Below are 16,105 nucleotides of genomic sequence, written 5' to 3' on the forward strand. Positions count from 1 at the left end.
TTCATTGGCCTAAGGCATATCGCAGACGGCTTGTGCAAAGCGGTCAACACTCTGCCAATCAGTAAATTCCATATTGGTTTTTGGGTCGGTAGGGCCTTTGGTCATCCACATAATAAAGCGAATCATATTTCGATCGATAAAACCGTATTTGGGGTAATTAAGTTTCCCCGCAAAGACGCCTTTTAACGCTGGCTGCCAATGAAGCTGGTCGAGAAATTTGATGATATAGGGGTTGGTATCTGGCTGGCATTTCTCTGGTTTTCTGGCGACAAGGTTAACGGTATAAAATGCACTGGATTTGCTTTCAAGTTGGTTCTTATGCTGGCTAATAAAATCGGCAACGATCTTTTGATGCTTGCCGTAACGAATGCTGGCACCAATGACAATCTTGTCATGATTGGCAAGCGTCTGTGCGGTCGCTTCTTCCACAGCAAGCAGAGAAACGGCATTGCCTTGGCTTTCGAGAAAGGCTTGTATTTTTAGGCTGATCTTTTTTGTGTGACCGTCTGTGGTGGAATAAATCAGTAAAATATTAGACATGGTGATTCAGAAAAGCTGCCTCAGTTGGTTTGGCTTAGTATAGTGAATAGTGAGTGCGTTGTTATAAACACTCAAGAGCGTGCTGTAAAGGGTGCGAACTTTTTATTCAAAGGTGTATAAAAAAAGCGGCTCATATTGAATGGCCGCTTTCTGCTTTACAAATCGTACTTTATTCCGCAGAGCTGTGTTTTCGAGCGCGTATGTCAGATTGTGCGCTGCGATAGAACTTTTCCTGAGGCTTTGATTTGGTTACTTGATCATCGTCGCTGTCTTCATTGCGCAACAGTAAAAAGTCCGCAACGCGGTGGGCGTCCAGACGGTTGGCTTTAACGGCGGCTTTAATGGCACAGCCTGGCTCACCTTCGTGTTGACAGTCACTGAATCGACATTGCTTTTCAAGCGCAATAATATCGGCGAAATTGGCAATCGCACTGCTATCGAACTGCGCAAGTTGTAGTTCGCGCATGCCCTTGGTATCAAGTAAAATGGCACCAGATGGCATGATTTTTAGCGCACCTGATTGGCCGATATTTCTTTGTGTCTTACCGCTTTCAGAGGTTTGCATCAAAGTATTAATCAAGGCCGATTTTCCAGAGCCTGCCGCTCCAAGTAGGGCAATGGTTTTGCCTTTTTTAAGGAAAGGCGACAAACAGCGTAGGCTGTTCGCATCGAGAGCGTTAACGGTTTCAACGATCAGCAAGGGATCCAATTTTTCGACCTGAGCGCGTTTTTCTGCTGTATCTTCACAAATATCGGATTTTGTGAGTACGACAACCGCATCCGCTTGGGCCTCATGGGTGATTTCCAAATAGCGTTTAATCAGCGCTAGATTGAAATCTTGATTCAGTGCGCAAATTAAAAACACAGTATCTATATTTGAGGCAATGCCTTCGAATATAGAGCTTGGTTCCAACAGGCGTAAGAAATGATGTTCTGTATCAGTGACTATCCAGTCTCCCACCGTCATATTGGGCATATCTGGATGGCTCTCCAAAGTGAATAAGCCAAACTCACTAACAATCTCGTATTGACTGCCTTGTTGAGAACAGATGCGTGCAATACGATTTGATTCTAAATCATCCAATGATAACTGTTGTTGAAAATAAGCTTGCCAGCCTAACTCCAATAAAGTAAACGTGGAATCCATTAATATTACCCCAAGCGAAATACGCCATCGTAAATAAGAAGCAATGTGCTTCAATTAGTACAACCGAACATAAATGCATTTTATGTTCTAGCCAGAAAATCACACTAACGTGTTATGAACCATTTATACACTGTGCTAATTTATGAGATTAGCACAGTGTGAGAGCTCTACAAACAGAAATATCATTGTCATGAAAAAGCATTATGCTGATTGTTTTTATGTGGGAATATCCTCATAAAATCGATAACAAAATATTACTTTCTAAAACCGTTTCAGTACGCAATAAATCATTATACGGATTGCTTTTTAGGTACTTGTTGGGTAATGCAGTGAATATTTCCACCACCAAGTAATATGTTTCTCGCTGGTACGCCGATCACTTGATGGTTTGGAAACGCACTCTGTAGAATCTGTTTGGCCTGCTCATCTGTCTTTTCATCAAGCAACGGAAACACAATGCCACTGTTACAAATTAAAAAGTTTGCATAAGAGGCGGCGAGGCGCTCTCCGACTTGGCGGTTCATGTAAGGGCTTTCAGTAAGATTTTTCGCTTCATCTGCTGAGACAAAAAGCGGGCCAGGCATAGGCAGTTTGATAATTTCTAAATGTCGTCCTTTTGCATCGCGCGTTTGGCTCAGGACGTTGAACGCGGCTTTGCTAATAGCGTATTGCGGATCATTTGGGTCTTCGCAATCGGTAAGAGCAATGACGCCAGGGCGTATGACGTGCATGATATTATCCACATGCCCATTGGTTTCATCATTATACAACCCATCTTTTAACCAAATGATCTTATCCACATTTAAATATACTTTTAGCAAGTCTTCGATATCGGCTTTGCTTAGATGTGGATTACGACTTGGATGAAGCAAACATTCTTCTGTGGTGTATAGCGTGCCTTCGCCATCCACGTGAATAGAACCACCTTCTAAAATGAAAGGTGCGTGATAAACATGATCGCCTGTAATCGCCGCCATTTTTTCTGCCACAGCGTTGTCTTGTTCCCAAGAATCATACAAGCCGTCTAATTCGCCTCCCCACGCGTTAAATTGCCAGCTGTTCGCGCGCCGCTCGCCCAGATTGTTCACAACATAGGTTGCACCAATGTCACGCATCCAGCAGTCATCGTAAGGAATCTCAATTAGCTTGATATGCTCAGGTAACGCTGAACGTGCTTGTTCAAAGTGAGTCTTATCGACAATAAAAGTCACTGGTGTGAATTGGGCAATAGCGTTAGCAACAGCAACAAACTCCTGTTGAGCATACTTGCCTTGTTCCCGCCAATTATCTTCGCGAGTAGGCCAAGCCATCCAGACTTGTTCTTGTGGCTCATGTTCTGCAGGCATGCGAAAGCCATCAAGTTTTGGCGTGGTATACAGTTTGGTGTTCATAAGCTGTCCTTAATCGTGCTTTGTATCAAGCAAGGGCGTTGTGCCAATTCAATAAGAGATGCGCCAATTCTATGGCAGATGAGCAAACATTCAAGGGGATTTTTGTCTATTTCAATATAAGGCTTGTGCTCGGCGTAGTATGGCTATGTGAGAGAATCGCCACATTGTTTGCGTCTTTACAATTCCTCGACGGAAATTGTTACCGAGATATTTTGTAAAAACTACTTGATAGCAGTAAAAAAATAAAAAAAGACCATGGCTATTTTTTATTAAAATTATTAATAATCAATGGTTTATGTGTTTTTTTGAAAGTTGGCACGGGCTTCGCAATAGCTTAATGGAAATCAATCACCAAGCGCAGAAATGTGTTTCTATGTTGGTGTTATTGAGTTGATTATTTGGAAGCATGGTCATCAGACTTTTATTGCTTCTTGTATTTTAAAGACTAAATGGAGGTTACCATTATGAATATGAAACGCACTCTACTAAACACGGCCCTAGTTCTTGTTACAGCCGCGACGTTAGCTGCATGTGGTCAAGATGCTGAAGAAAACAAAGTAGAAGATGCTATGTCCAATACTGGTGATGCGATTGAGCAAACCATGGATGATGCTGGTGATGCTTTGAATAACGCTGGCAACGCAATCGAAGACGCTGCAACTGATGCGGGCAACACTGTTGAAGACACTATGACGGATACAGGCAACGCGATTGAAGACGCGTGTGAAGAAGCAAAAGAAGGTGTCGAAGCGAAAGACACTGATTGCTAAGTAGAACAGAAAAAAGGCCGATATTATCGGCCTTTTTTCTAGGTGTTTTGTGAATGCTTTGGTTTTGTAAGGAGTATTTTGATGGAGGCGATGGCGCAGCACACAGCATGGTTTCTCACAACAAGTCGACGTGTTCATATTTGTCGAGTTTGTTGTAAAGCGTTTTAATGCTAATGCCAAGTTGGTTTGCGGTATCGGTTTTATTGCCATCGTTCTTTTTTAATGTTTTGAGTATGGCGATTTTTTCCATATCGTCTAAGCGCATACCGGTAGGAACGCCATAGGTTTCGTCGTGTTTTGCCTGATCATTGAAATCATGGGTAATGAGATGTTCGGGATGAATGATATCGTCAGCCAGTATGTAGGCGCGTTCAATCGCATGTTTTAGTTCTCTGACATTGCCTGGCCAAGTGTATCGGCCTATTTTTTCTAGGCTTTGAGATGAAAGCTGTTTGCGTTGGCCATCTTGAGTGTTGCGGTAAGCTAAAAAATGTTGCGCAAGCCCACAGGCATCTCCTTCTCTGTCTCTTAGTCTGGGAGCCATGATAGGGAACTGCGCCAAACGGAAGTACAGGTCTTCACGAAAGATTTCGTCGCGAATGGCGTCTTTTGGTGTGCGGTTGGTGGCTGAAATAATTCGAACATTGGCCATTTTGACTTGTTGAGCGCCGACGGGTTTGTATTCGCCACTTTCGAGTACTCTTAGCAGTTTGACTTGTTGTTCGTAAGGCATTTCGGTGACTTCATCTAGAAATAAAGTACCGCCTTCAGCTTGTTCGAAAACGCCTTGATGGTCTTTATGGGCGCCAGTAAAGGCGCCTTTAACATGACCAAATAATTCGCTATCAATGAGCCTCAGGGCTTAGTGCTCCGCAGTTGATGGCAACAAAAGGACCTTCGGCTCGTTGACTAAAAACATGCAGCGTATTGGCAATGAGTTCTTTGCCTGTACCACTTTCGCCGACGATAAATACGTTGGCTTTGGTGGCAGCGACTTTACGAATGGTTCGATAGAGTGAATGCATGGCCGTAGAAGAGCCGACTAACAAACCGAATTGGTCTAGATAACTGGCTTGTGTGCAGATGTTCTCATGGGAACGATTGAGCCTCACAAAAGACTTCCTCTAACGAAGATTGAATCAGCTTAATATTGAAAGGAGCGCGATAATGAAAACCAGCGCCTTTACGCATAAGACAATCTAGTATTGGATCGGGCGTTCCACGACTGAAGAACAAAAACTCGGTTTTGTAGAGTATCGGGCTATCGACTAATGCTTTTAGAGCAATGTCATGCAGCGAATTGACTTCGATAAGCGCCACATCACATTGAGCATTAGTGAGCTGATCGAGCCAGTTTTCACCCTGATGGCTAATGTTAAGCTCATATTGGCGAACGCTCTGTAGCGAAAGTAGGTTTGAAGCTAATAATGGATCTTGAACATGCATAAATAGCTTTGGGGAAGACATTATTATTTACCTGAATAGACCTTAAAAAATTTATGTGGCAATACAATCATAGGGCAGAGGCTCGCGATAGCGTTCCCTATGAAACTTTGCAGTAAACACGACCTTAATCATCCTTATTTGCACAAAGTTCACCCTTTTTTGAAAGGAAACAGAGAATGCTTGATGCCCCGTTTTTTCCAAAAGAGCCGAACCAAAATGCGGATTTACGCATTTTGTGTGACATATTTTCTATGTGCTTTGATGGTTTTTTTGCCAATTCCGCGTTATGTGGTCGTGTCGGCAATACCTTGGATAAACATGTTTTTAAAAAAGTGTCTTCTTTGTATCGTCGCTTGGCCGAGCGCTTGTTGCTTAACGTTGGTTCTCTACCAGAAGACACAGGCACAATGAACCCTGAGCCTGGTTACGTAGCAACCGCTTATTTGTCAGCGCTCAATGCGCCCGATAGATATGCTCCTAGTCGGATTATGTTGGTGAATTGGCAAGTGATAAAACGTATTGGTAAGTTGGTGAGAAAGCTTGAAAATAAAGTATTCGCCAACACGATCGTCGACTATTTAGCCTATATACAGATCGTATTGGACAATGCAGAACACAGACGGAAAACGGCAAAGCTGATTGATTAGCAATCCCAGTGGTAACAAAGGCCTGAGGATTTCTATAATGTCTCTAGGCCCATTTTCAATTATTTATTATCGACAATGCGATAATCTAACTTGCCAATAATCTTGCCAGTATTGTTGTGTGTGGAAACATCAAAGCTGGCACTATTTTTGGTTTTGTTAGGATTGATGATGGATATAACTTCACCATTAATAATGAGTTGATAGGTTTCAGAAAACGTCACTTGCAAATCTTCTGACATTGGACTTTCAAATAAAATGTTGTCTTTTAAGCGAATCACTCGGCTTTCACCGCGAACCCATTGTCCAACCAGTGGTTGTGCTTTGAATGTGGCGTTATCATGGGACACCGTCGCTTCAGATAAGAAGATTTGTATGGTGTCTCCACGTGCCATGGTTTTTTGGCGCTCATTAACGCGAGCATTCAGTGAGGCCAGCTCCGTGCTGGTTTTGCTGATGTAAGTTCGTAGTGCCTGAATCGCGGCATTAAGCTCTTTGGAGTTTAATTGCTCTATCGGGCGTAAGCTCGGTTGCTCAGTGGCTTCACCGACACGACTTTTGAGCCTCTGTATAATTTTTCGTTGCCACTTGCTTTTGAGCCTTAAGCTGTTCAACCAAAGTGTTCTTGGGCGCACTATCTGTTGCGCCATTGAGGTTAGGCTTCTTGTTGTCTTTGATTTGAGTATTATTAGCCAGTGCAGCGGCATCGGCGTTTGCTTTTTGTTCCTGAGGGATGCTCTTCTCAATTTTTTTAGGGGGTAAGTCTTGTAAAATTGGCATCGAGCAAGCGCTAATAACAAGCGTTGCAAGTAAAAGGCCAGTGCGAAATATAGACATTAAATAATCCTAGGATTAGAGACGAAAAATAAGCTACCAAGTATGCGGTATGGTGAATAGTATGTCGAGCTGAGAGCGAGAGTATTTAAGGCATGATGGTAAATACAACGGCTTAAAAGAATACTCTCAGTCTCTGAACTCTTTCAATAAAAGAACTTGGTGTGCGTTTTCAGCTTTACACTGAGTTTTGAGATTGGTTCCACAAGATGCATTCGTCTAGTGTAATGCCATGACCACCAAATATATCCAATGCACTGCCTATGGTTAAATCGACTTTGCCATTAGACAACTCGTGAACGCGTTTAAGATCCGCCAAAGAGCGAGCCTCCTCCTGCGTAGGTGACCGCCACTGGGCAACCTTGCCCAAGAAGTGTCACTAGGTCTTCATCAATGCCTGCCTGTAAACCTTCTACATCGGCCGCATGAATGAGAAACTCGTCGCAATGATTAGCCAGTTCAATTAAGTTTGCTTGATTGACTTGCGTTGAGGTTATTGTTTGCCAGCGATCTGTGGCAATGTACCAGCCGTCTTTTGTGCGGCGACAGCTTAAATCCAGTACCAAGCGGTCCGTACCCGTTTCACGTTTGATTTTGTCTAATCGATCCCATGAAAACTCACCGTTTTCAAATAGGTAAGATGTCACGATAACGTGAGAGGCGCCAGCCTCTAAATAGCTTGCGGCATTGTTATCTTTTACGCCACCACCAAACTGTAAACCATTAGGATAAGCACGAAGTGCGCTTAACGCCTCTTCTTGGTTGCCTTTTCCTAAAGCGATAACATGGCCACCGACAAGACCATGTTCGCGATACATCAGCGCATAATGTTCCGCGTTATATTCACTGATAAAGTTCTCTGTGGCGCCTTTGTCATTTAGACTCCCACCGACAATTTGCTTAACCTTGCCTTGGTGCAGATCGATACAAGGACGGAACTGGGTCACAAAAAAACTCCTACTATTGTTAGTTTGAATAAAAAAGCGTTTGTAATGAAAAATGATTGTAACTGATAATTTATCGATAAACGATGCGTCAAAGCATATAGTTGCTAAGCCTGTTATAATCTTGTTCCATTCCAAAAGACAGACATATTAAGCAATCATCATGCTGCAAATAACACTCGCCGTGGCGATCCCAGACCACGAAATTGAATTAACCGCCATTCGAGCGCAAGGCGCAGGTGGTCAAAATGTGAATAAAGTCTCTTCTGCTATTCATCTTAGGTTTAATGTCGCCCATTCTTCTTTGCCTGAATTTTATAAGGAACGTTTGTTAGCCCTTAGTGATGCACGTTTAACTAAAGAGGGTGACATTGTGATTAAAGCGCAACAACACCGTACCCAAGAGCTGAATCGAGAGGACGCCTTGGCTCGCTTGAAAGCGCTTATTCTTGAAGCGGTTCGTGTGCAAAAAGCCCGTCGCCCCACCAAACCTACGCGTTCTTCACAGAAAAAGCGTATTGATCAGAAAAAGCAAAAAGGGCAGATCAAAAGTTTGCGTCGTAGCAATTGGGATTAAAAATTTCTCTAACGTTAAGCAATACTTGTTTTTCTAACGATCATTAGCCTTGTAATGTAACGGGGTTACTTTCTTCAGCCTGTTAAAAAAGATGTGCTTGAAGCGGCTTACCAATCTTTTTGAACGTACGAACAAGAGATAGACACCATGCCAGCAAATCATGAAACGGATCAGATCATAAAAAGCCCTTGCATTCGGCAGTGCTGTCTAGATAGCGACGATGTTTGCGTGGGTTGTTATCGTACAATTGATGACATTTTAAGGTGGCAGGCGGCAACAAACGAGCAAAAAGTCGAGATGTTGGACAACGCATTGCGCCGAAAAAATAAACCGTTTGATCGCCCTTAAAAGTACAAGTCGACATTGATCAATGTAAAGTCTCTGCTTTTTTATCTACTTATTTCCTTCACTCTCTTTCTCTTGATCTAACGCAATGTTTTAAATCGAAACTGCACTCATAATCTGGCCTTATAGTAAGCCTCAAAAGGTTTGAGGCTACGGTGGGCGTTGGATAATAAGAGCACGGCTAAATGTAAGTGTCTGCAAGCGCCTTTTTCTCAATCAAATGAATGGGTTGAAGTCATATGATTAACGAAGCTGTAGTGGAATTATCGCGGTTTCAGTTTGCTCTCACTGCTCTGTACCACTTTTTGTTTGTCCCTTTAACATTGGGGATGGCTTTTTTACTTGCAATCATGGAGTCCGTCTATGTGATTACAGGTAAGCAAGTTTATAAAGATATGGTCAAGTTTTGGGGCAAGTTGTTTGGAATTAACTTTGCTTTAGGGGTGACGACTGGTTTGACGATGGAGTTCCAATTTGGGACAAACTGGTCTTACTATTCGCATTATGTAGGCGATATTTTTGGTGCACCTTTAGCCATTGAAGGCCTTATGGCTTTCTTCCTAGAATCAACCTTGGTGGGTTTGTTCTTCTTTGGTTGGGATCGTCTGAGTAAAGTTAAACACTTAATGGTGACATGGGGTGTCGCATTAGGGTCTAACTTATCCGCTTTGTGGATTCTGATCGCCAATGGCTGGATGCAAAATCCAGTTGGCTCTGAATTCAACTATGAAACTATGCGTATGGAGCTGGTGGATTTTGGTGCTCTGCTGTTGAACCCAGTGGCTCAGGTAAAATTTGTTCACACCGTCTCGGCAGGTTATGTCACCGGTGCGGTGTTTGTGCTTGCCATCTCGAGCTATTACCTACTCAAAGGTCGTGACCTTGCTTTTGCTCGCCGCTCCTTTGCTATCGCTTCAGCCTTTGGTTTGGCGTCTGTGTTAAGTGTTATTATTTTGGGTGATGAATCTGGCTATGAGCTAGGTGAAGTGCAAAAAGTGAAGTTAGCCGCGGTAGAGGCTGAATGGGAAACTCAAGAAGCCCCTGCGGATTTCACTCTAATAGGCTTTCCCAATCAAGATCTTCAGGAAACGGAATTTGCTCTTAAAATACCTGGTCTGATGGGCATCATTGCAACGCGCTCACTAAGCGATGAAGTCACTGGTATCAAAGAATTGAAAGAGCATAATCGCCAACGCATTATTAACGGTATTTATGCGAATCAACTGCTTGAACAGTTACGTAGTGGTTCAACTGACCCATTGGTGAAAGCAAACTTTGAAAAGGTGAAAGGGGATCTGGGTTACGGCTTATTGGTGACTGCTTTCAATGCCGATATTAACCGTGTGACATCAGAAGAAATAGATATGGCTGTTGAGTATTCTATTCCTCAAGTTGCACCATTGTTCTTTGCGTTCCGTATTATGGTGGCCTGTGGTTTTATCATGCTTTTCATGTTTGCCGTGGCTTTTTACCAAAATGCACGCCGTCGTATTGGTAAAAATCCTGTGTTCTTAAAGTTCATTATCCTGTGCTTACCGCTTCCTTGGATTGCTTGTGAAACAGGTTGGTTTGTCGCGGAGTATGGTCGTCAGCCATGGGCAATCGGTGAAATTCTTCCAATTCATGTTGCTGTATCAAGCTTAACTGCGGCCGAGATTTGGACAACGATTATTGGCTTTACTGTTTTATATACCGTGTTCTTGATTGCTGAAATGTATTTGATGATTCGCTTTGCGAAGCAGGGACCTTCTAGTTTGCATACAGGTCGCTATTCACTTGAACAAGAAACCGCTCAGCTAAAGCAAGGGGTGTAATATGGATTACGAATTATTAAAAGTCATTTGGTGGGTGTTGATCGGTGTTTTACTGATCGGATTCTCTGTGACAGACGGTTTTGATATGGGTGTTGGTAGCTTGTTGAAGGTGATCGGTGGTACGGATTCAGAACGTCGTATTATGATCAACTCAATTGCCCCTCATTGGGACGGCAACCAAGTTTGGTTTATCACCGCAGGTGGAGCTTTATTTGCCGCTTGGCCGGTGGTGTACGCGACCTCATTTTCTGGTTTTTACTTTGCAATGATGTTGGTATTAGCGGCGTTGTTCTTCCGTCCAATCGGTTTCGACTATCGTTCTAAGCTAGAGAATTCTAAGTGGCGCACTAGTTGGGACTGGGGCATTGTATTTGGTTCCGCTGTTCCGCCGATTATTTTCGGTGTGGCGTTTGGTAACTTGTTGCAAGGCGTGCCTTTTCAATTTGACCAATTTCTACGCGTGACTTATACAGGTTCTTTCTTTGCCTTGTTAAATCCATTTGCGATTCTCTGTGGCTTGGTTAGTTTGATGATGCTAATGACACAAGGTGGTGCTTGGTTACAAATGAAAACAGATGGCAATTTGCACCGTAAAGCCTGCATAGCCACCACAGTAACAGGTACGTTAGCGGCGGTTTTCTTCATTATTGCGGGCATCTGGTTAGCCTATGGTATAGATGGTTATGTGTTGACCAGTGTTATTGACGGCAATACCGCCATGACACCTTTAATGAAAACGGCAGAAGTGCAAGCCGGTGCTTGGTTAGCCAATTACGATAAAGTGCCAGCATTAATGTTAGCACCGATTGTGGGTATTGCAGGGATGTTAGTGGCCGCGTTGGCGGGCGTGATGAAAAAGGCGGCTTTAGCTTTCTTTAGTTCATCGCTTGGTATTGCGGGGATTATCGTCACAGCGGGTGGGTCTATGTTCCCGTTCTTGATGCCGTCTTCAAGCTATCCAAGCATGAGTTTAACTATGTGGGATGCCACATCAAGCCATAACACCATGATGATTATGTTTGTTGTTGCTTGCATCTTTGTTCCTATCGTTCTTGGTTATACCTTATGGAGCTACCTCGTAATGTATGGTCGATTGACGAAGAAACATATAGAAGAAAATACACACTCATTGTATTAGTCATGGGTTAGCGATAGAGCTCTATGAGGCTCTATCCTTGAGTACTAAATAGAGGAATCAGTTATGTGGTATTTTGCTTGGATTTTGGGCATTTTATTAGCCTGCTCTTTCGGTATTATCAATGCCGTTTGGTTAGAGTTTAGTGGTTACGAAGGTGAAGAGGAGCAGAAGTAAGTCTTATGACGAGAGAGAAGGGAACACAAAAGGCTCGTCGACCAGGTCGAATTAAAACACCGGAAGCGGTATTTTTGGGGCAGTTAGCGAATCAACAGTCATCAAAATACCGTCTTGCTCAAGGCTTCGGGGTGTTGTTTGCCGTGTCTTTAGTGTTGCAGGTTTGGGCGCTAGCAAATGTATTTTCGGATATGGTGCTGCATCAGTCCTTTTCACTATCTCTCTTAGTTGTTGGTTTATTTGCTCTACTGATCCGTGCCTTGGCTAACTTTGGCCGAGAGCGTATTTGCACCAGCGCGAGCCGTGATATTCGTTACGGCTTGCGACGTAAATTGGTGTCACATCTGACAAATCTTGGACCTGCGCGCTTAAGGATCGAGGAAGATGCGGCGCTGTCTACACGTGTTTACGAACAAGTTGATGCGTTAGATGATTTTTTTAGTCGCTATAAACCCCAAGTGTTTATGGTGACCTTAATCCCTTGTGTGATCCTGCTTTCTGTGGTGTCTATTTCTTGGATCGCCTTTTTTGTTTTTATGCTGACAGCACCTTTGGTTATTGTTTTTATGATCTTTGTTGGTCACAAAGCAGCTCAGGCCAACCGTCGACAATTTAATGTATTGGCCATGTTGTCTAATCAATTTATGGATTTGAGCCAAGGTCTTGCTGAGTTAAAACGCTTGAATAGAACCAACGAAGCACGAGAGCGTTTGTCCGATAGTGCAACGGCCTATCAGAAAACCACCATGGGCGTCTTGGTGTTAGCCTTTTTATCGACCGCAACTTTGGAGTTATTTGCATCACTTTCTATTGCCATGATTGCCTTATACTTAGGGCTAGGCTTATTGGAAGTCTTGCCATGGCAAGTCGGATCGTCTCCTGTTACCTTGAGCCAAGCCATGTTCCTTTTATTACTTGCTCCAGAATTTTATTTGCCTTTGCGCCAGCTTGGTAACGACTACCATGCCAAACAAAAAGCTGAAGCCGCCGCGACAGATTTATTAGAGATTTTAGACACACCCACGCCCGTTGTTTCTTTACAAGAGCAAAACCACCCCATCGTAGCGAGTGACGCTAAGCTTTTCGATCAACGGATATCGATACGATTTGAAAATGTAAGCTGGCGTGATGCGGGTCGTTATCGATTAGCCCCCATCACGGCCAGCATCAACGCAGGAGAGCGTATCTGGTTGAGTGGTGAGTCTGGTGTTGGTAAATCCAGTATGTTACATCTTTTACTGGGATTTGAAGAGGATTATCAAGGCCAGCTTTTTGTGAATGACAACCCCTTTCAGGAAATAAATTTAGCGGCTTGGCGAGCAAAACTGGCTTGGCTACCGCAAACGCCGGAATGGGTAAACGGCAGCATTCGCCGCAATTTACTGCTGGGGATTGAAACGCCAAATGAAAAGACCTTGCAGGCGGCGTTAATTGAAAGCCAATGTGATGACTTTATTCAACAGCTTCCGGCAGGGTTAGACACCAAGCTGACGGAATTAGGCTCAGGCTTATCAGGCGGGCAAATGCAGCGTCTTTCTATCGCCAGAGCTTTGCTATCAAACGCCGACATCTGGCTACTTGATGAACCTTGCTCTGGATTGGATAAAGAGACTGCTCAGGCGGTATTGGCGACGTTAAAACGAGTGTCAAAAGGTAAAACCTTGCTGATTGTTAGCCACGACACTCATCCAATACTCTGGGCTGATAAACATTGGGCTCTAACCAAAGGAGGGTTGCATGAACAACGTATCCAAGCTATCGCTTAAACGTCTTCTGCTGGCTAACCCGTGGGGTTTTGTTATTCCTGTTGTGACTGGCATGGCCGCCACCTTGGCTGGTGTTGCGTTACTGGGTCTTTCTGGCTGGTTTATCTCCGCGGCGGGTTTAGCAACAGCGATGGGCGTTGGTATAGTTTTTAACTATTTAACGCCCGGTGCGATTGTGCGAGGTCTATCTATTCTTCGTACCGCAGGCCGCTATGGTGAGCAAGTGACCGCTCATAATCATTTATTTGGACTACTGCGCATTTTACGTCTTTGGGTGTGGGATCAGCGTGTCGCTAAAGACGCTGCCAATTTGCACGAACAAAGCCGAGGTGATTTGCTACAACGCCTAGTGAGTGACCTTGATCAGATTATTCGCTGGCCCTTGGTGGTATTTTTACCTTGGATATACGCCTTATTAGCCTATGCTGCGGTATCTATTTTTGCCTACTTTATTTCGCCTTCGTTACTGTGGCCATTATTGATTGCGGCGCTATTACATGTCTTAGTTGTGCCTTATGTGTGTGGTCATTTTGCCAGCCATGCCGTTCACGTTGGGCAGATTTTAGGTGTTCACCGCCGCAGTCGCTTTGTGAGTTTGTTTTCTGCTTTAATCACCTTGACCATTCGTGGTCATTGGAAGGATTACGCGCAACGCCTAGGCGAACTAGATGAACGTCAGCGTCGGATGGAAATTCGTATCCAACAAGCCATCAGTTTGGGTCGTTTACTGTCTTATGGTGGGACTATTCTACTCATCGCCAGTAGCTTTTTTCTACTCAGTGAGCGTAACTCAGAGTCCAACCACTGGACGCTTATTGAGGGTGTACAAGGCACATGGGTAGTGGGCTTTATCTTATCCATATTGGCGGTGAACGAGCTAGTATTACCCCTAGTGCAATCCTTCGTCGCCCAAGGTCAATCTCAAGTAGGCTTGCGCCGTTTAAACCAACTACACCAAGATGCTCAAGCACAGCCCGAAGGCAAAATAGATCGCATTCAACAGATGGCATTCAAACATTGGCGCGGCTTTCACGCATCCAGCGGTATGGGGAACAAGGCCATCGATTTTCGTGTGGACGAGGGTGAATCTATCTGGCTTCGCGGCGCCAGTGGCTCAGGAAAATCCACCTTATTGGCCTCCATCGCTGGCGACTGTCTGTCATCAGGTGATGCCATTATCAACAATGAAAAACGCGATCTGTACAGCAACCAAACGTACCAAACACACATTAGCTACTTGCCTCAAGCGCCACACATCTTCCAACAAAGCATCGCGGCTAACTTATACCTAGGTAACCCTAATGCCAGCGACGAACAACTCTGGGCAGTACTGGACGCCGTCGGTCTCGCCGACTGGGTCAAAAGCCTACCAAACGGACTGGAAACCTTACTCAGCTCCCAAGGACGCAACCTATCCGGCGGACAACGCAAACGCCTCGCCTTAGCACGTCTTTTATTGCGAGAAACCCCCGTCCTACTACTGGACGAACCCTTCGACGGACTCGATAAAGCAACCATCGAGAGAATTTGTCATTCACTAGAAAACCACTATAAACCAGATATCTTAATCCTCGTCAGCCATGTTGGTAGTCGCATCGGCGACAACGCTAGAGTCATAGAGCTATAGCTCTTATTCCCTCCCCTTATGTCTTCCAAGGGGTTAGGGAGGGGGTGTTCTTTTGTGCCTAGGGTAGGTCGCAGCTTCAGCCCGACGCGGAATTCATGTTCCATGCAAACGCTTTGCATTCCCGACCTTTTTCCGCTCTGCCGAGCGGGTAACTTTTTGCAAGCGCCCAACAACTTCAGTTTAAAGGAAAGCAAAAATCCGCCTTAAGATCTTTAATGCCTGATTTTCTTCATCGCGAAGTTGCTTTTGCAACGCTCTGGAGCAGTAAGGCATAGATTGGCTTAGCTGTTCGAGAGGGTCTTTCTGTTAATGACTCTGAAACTCCATAAAGTCGCGCAACTGACAGCATCGGTAATGCTGATTTTTCGTAGGGCGATGTAGGTGCGTTCCTCTATGCGTAAGAGAATTGTTCATCATATAGTGGATAGCTTACCAGCTTCAGGCTGCTTGGGTGTCAGAAAACATGAAAAAAGAGCTGTGGTAGAAGAGGTTAATGGGGACGGTTCAATCGTCATTCGATCAAAATGCTAAGTGTCTCTTAGTATCGATCATCGAGTCTTTGATGCCTATCAGACGAACTTATTTCTGAGTCATTTTGACGAAGTGATAGAAAACTGAGGGGAAATAATGATTTACGACATGAGGCGTTATGTAATGATCCCCATGTTATTCTATTGTCTCTTAATAAGCTGAATTTTTTGATATTTCCTTTCAAAAACGACAAACGACTTTATCGAATAGGACTATTCTTCTCATGAAAGATGTCACAAAGTTCGAGGGAGCTAGTACCCAAAATCCTAAATAGGGGGGCTTTTTTGATTTAGTATTAGTTCTGAGAAAACTTCATGGGTTATTTTTTTGAAAGACTGAAATGCAAGTTGTCCTTTTAATGTTTCTGTGCACATGAAGTATATATTTCTTTCAATAGGTACTACATCGGGTAAATTA

General features: G+C 43.9%; 16 protein-coding genes and 1 pseudogene. 9 read left to right on the forward strand and 8 right to left on the reverse strand.

The window, feature by feature from the left end:
* Positions 1 to 9: 9 nt before the first annotated feature.
* From hemG to aguA, 3 genes are all read right to left on the reverse strand, one after another.
* Complete coding sequence (gene hemG, locus AC0L6V_RS01245) at positions 10 to 540, reverse strand: menaquinone-dependent protoporphyrinogen IX dehydrogenase (protein WP_265216926.1); 531 nt, start codon at positions 538 to 540, stop codon at positions 10 to 12.
* A 169-nt stretch (positions 541 to 709) separates the two neighbouring features.
* The gene (gene rsgA / locus AC0L6V_RS01250) at positions 710 to 1,687 is read right to left on the reverse strand and encodes a GTPase RsgA (protein WP_265216927.1); all 978 of its coding nucleotides are present in this window, start codon (positions 1,685 to 1,687) and stop codon (positions 710 to 712) included.
* 290 nt (positions 1,688 to 1,977) lie between these two features.
* Positions 1,978 to 3,078, reverse strand: a complete 1,101-nt coding sequence (gene aguA, locus AC0L6V_RS01255; protein ID WP_265216928.1) for an agmatine deiminase — start codon at positions 3,076 to 3,078, stop codon at positions 1,978 to 1,980.
* Between the two features lie 464 nt (positions 3,079 to 3,542).
* Here aguA and AC0L6V_RS01260 point away from each other — a divergent pair, with 464 nt between their 5' ends.
* Positions 3,543 to 3,848, forward strand: coding sequence for a lipoprotein (locus AC0L6V_RS01260; protein ID WP_265216929.1), 306 nt, complete (start codon positions 3,543 to 3,545; stop codon positions 3,846 to 3,848).
* Positions 3,849 to 3,963: 115 nt separating this feature from the next.
* On the opposite strand, the gene AC0L6V_RS01265 is transcribed toward AC0L6V_RS01260, so the two are convergent.
* The 3 genes from AC0L6V_RS01265 to AC0L6V_RS01275 are packed head-to-tail and all read right to left on the reverse strand — an operon-like array spanning position 3,964 to position 5,315.
* A complete protein-coding gene (locus tag AC0L6V_RS01265; protein WP_418139060.1) occupies positions 3,964 to 4,707 on the reverse strand; it encodes a sigma 54-interacting transcriptional regulator in 744 nt (247 codons plus the stop codon).
* On the reverse strand, positions 4,694 to 4,960 hold the full coding sequence (locus AC0L6V_RS01270; protein WP_418138688.1) for a sigma 54-interacting transcriptional regulator: 267 nt from the start codon (positions 4,958 to 4,960) through the stop codon (positions 4,694 to 4,696). Before AC0L6V_RS01270 ends, AC0L6V_RS01265 begins: the two co-directional genes overlap by 14 nt.
* Positions 4,938 to 5,315: a hypothetical protein gene (locus AC0L6V_RS01275; RefSeq protein ID WP_418138689.1), complete on the reverse strand. Its 378-nt coding sequence runs from the start codon at positions 5,313 to 5,315 to the stop codon at positions 4,938 to 4,940. Before AC0L6V_RS01275 ends, AC0L6V_RS01270 begins: the two co-directional genes overlap by 23 nt.
* 155 nt (positions 5,316 to 5,470) lie before the next feature.
* Between AC0L6V_RS01275 and AC0L6V_RS01280 the strand changes: the two genes are divergently transcribed.
* Positions 5,471 to 5,941 carry a hypothetical protein gene (locus tag AC0L6V_RS01280; RefSeq protein WP_265216931.1) on the forward strand — a complete coding sequence of 157 codons (471 nt, stop codon included), beginning with the start codon at positions 5,471 to 5,473 and terminating at the stop codon, positions 5,939 to 5,941.
* A 59-nt stretch (positions 5,942 to 6,000) separates the two neighbouring features.
* Here AC0L6V_RS01280 and AC0L6V_RS01285 read toward each other — a convergent pair whose 3' ends face one another.
* Positions 6,001 to 6,588 carry a hypothetical protein gene (locus tag AC0L6V_RS01285; protein ID WP_418138690.1) on the reverse strand — a complete coding sequence of 196 codons (588 nt, stop codon included), beginning with the start codon at positions 6,586 to 6,588 and terminating at the stop codon, positions 6,001 to 6,003.
* Between the two features lie 362 nt (positions 6,589 to 6,950).
* Positions 6,951 to 7,719, reverse strand: a pseudogene (gene hisA / locus AC0L6V_RS01290) (phosphoribosylformimino-5-aminoimidazole carboxamide ribotide isomerase).
* 160 nt (positions 7,720 to 7,879) lie between these two features.
* On the opposite strand from hisA, the gene arfB reads away from it, so the two are divergent.
* The 7 genes from arfB (at position 7,880) to AC0L6V_RS01325 (ending at position 15,157) form a co-directional block, all read left to right on the forward strand.
* Positions 7,880 to 8,293, forward strand: a complete 414-nt coding sequence (gene arfB / locus AC0L6V_RS01295; RefSeq protein ID WP_265216933.1) for an alternative ribosome rescue aminoacyl-tRNA hydrolase ArfB — start codon at positions 7,880 to 7,882, stop codon at positions 8,291 to 8,293.
* A 147-nt stretch (positions 8,294 to 8,440) separates the two neighbouring features.
* Positions 8,441 to 8,641: a DUF1289 domain-containing protein gene (locus tag AC0L6V_RS01300; protein WP_265216934.1), complete on the forward strand. Its 201-nt coding sequence runs from the start codon at positions 8,441 to 8,443 to the stop codon at positions 8,639 to 8,641.
* A gap of 236 nt (positions 8,642 to 8,877) precedes the next feature.
* Positions 8,878 to 10,452 carry a cytochrome ubiquinol oxidase subunit I gene (locus AC0L6V_RS01305; protein ID WP_265216935.1) on the forward strand — a complete coding sequence of 525 codons (1,575 nt, stop codon included), beginning with the start codon at positions 8,878 to 8,880 and terminating at the stop codon, positions 10,450 to 10,452.
* A gap of 1 nt (position 10,453) precedes the next feature.
* Positions 10,454 to 11,590 (forward strand): cytochrome d ubiquinol oxidase subunit II, encoded by a 1,137-nt coding sequence (cydB, locus tag AC0L6V_RS01310; RefSeq protein ID WP_265216936.1) that lies wholly within the window; start codon positions 10,454 to 10,456, stop codon positions 11,588 to 11,590.
* A gap of 63 nt (positions 11,591 to 11,653) precedes the next feature.
* Positions 11,654 to 11,764, forward strand: a complete 111-nt coding sequence (gene cydX, locus AC0L6V_RS01315; protein WP_111606907.1) for a cytochrome bd-I oxidase subunit CydX — start codon at positions 11,654 to 11,656, stop codon at positions 11,762 to 11,764.
* Between the two features lie 5 nt (positions 11,765 to 11,769).
* Positions 11,770 to 13,530 carry a thiol reductant ABC exporter subunit CydD gene (gene cydD / locus AC0L6V_RS01320; protein ID WP_409419242.1) on the forward strand — a complete coding sequence of 587 codons (1,761 nt, stop codon included), beginning with the start codon at positions 11,770 to 11,772 and terminating at the stop codon, positions 13,528 to 13,530.
* Positions 13,502 to 15,157, forward strand: coding sequence for an amino acid ABC transporter ATP-binding/permease protein (locus tag AC0L6V_RS01325; RefSeq protein ID WP_265216940.1), 1,656 nt, complete (start codon positions 13,502 to 13,504; stop codon positions 15,155 to 15,157). Before cydD ends, AC0L6V_RS01325 begins: the two co-directional genes overlap by 29 nt.
* The last annotated feature ends 948 nt before the right edge of the window (positions 15,158 to 16,105 follow it).

The organism is Marinomonas sp. G8-14 (genome assembly GCF_055808935.1).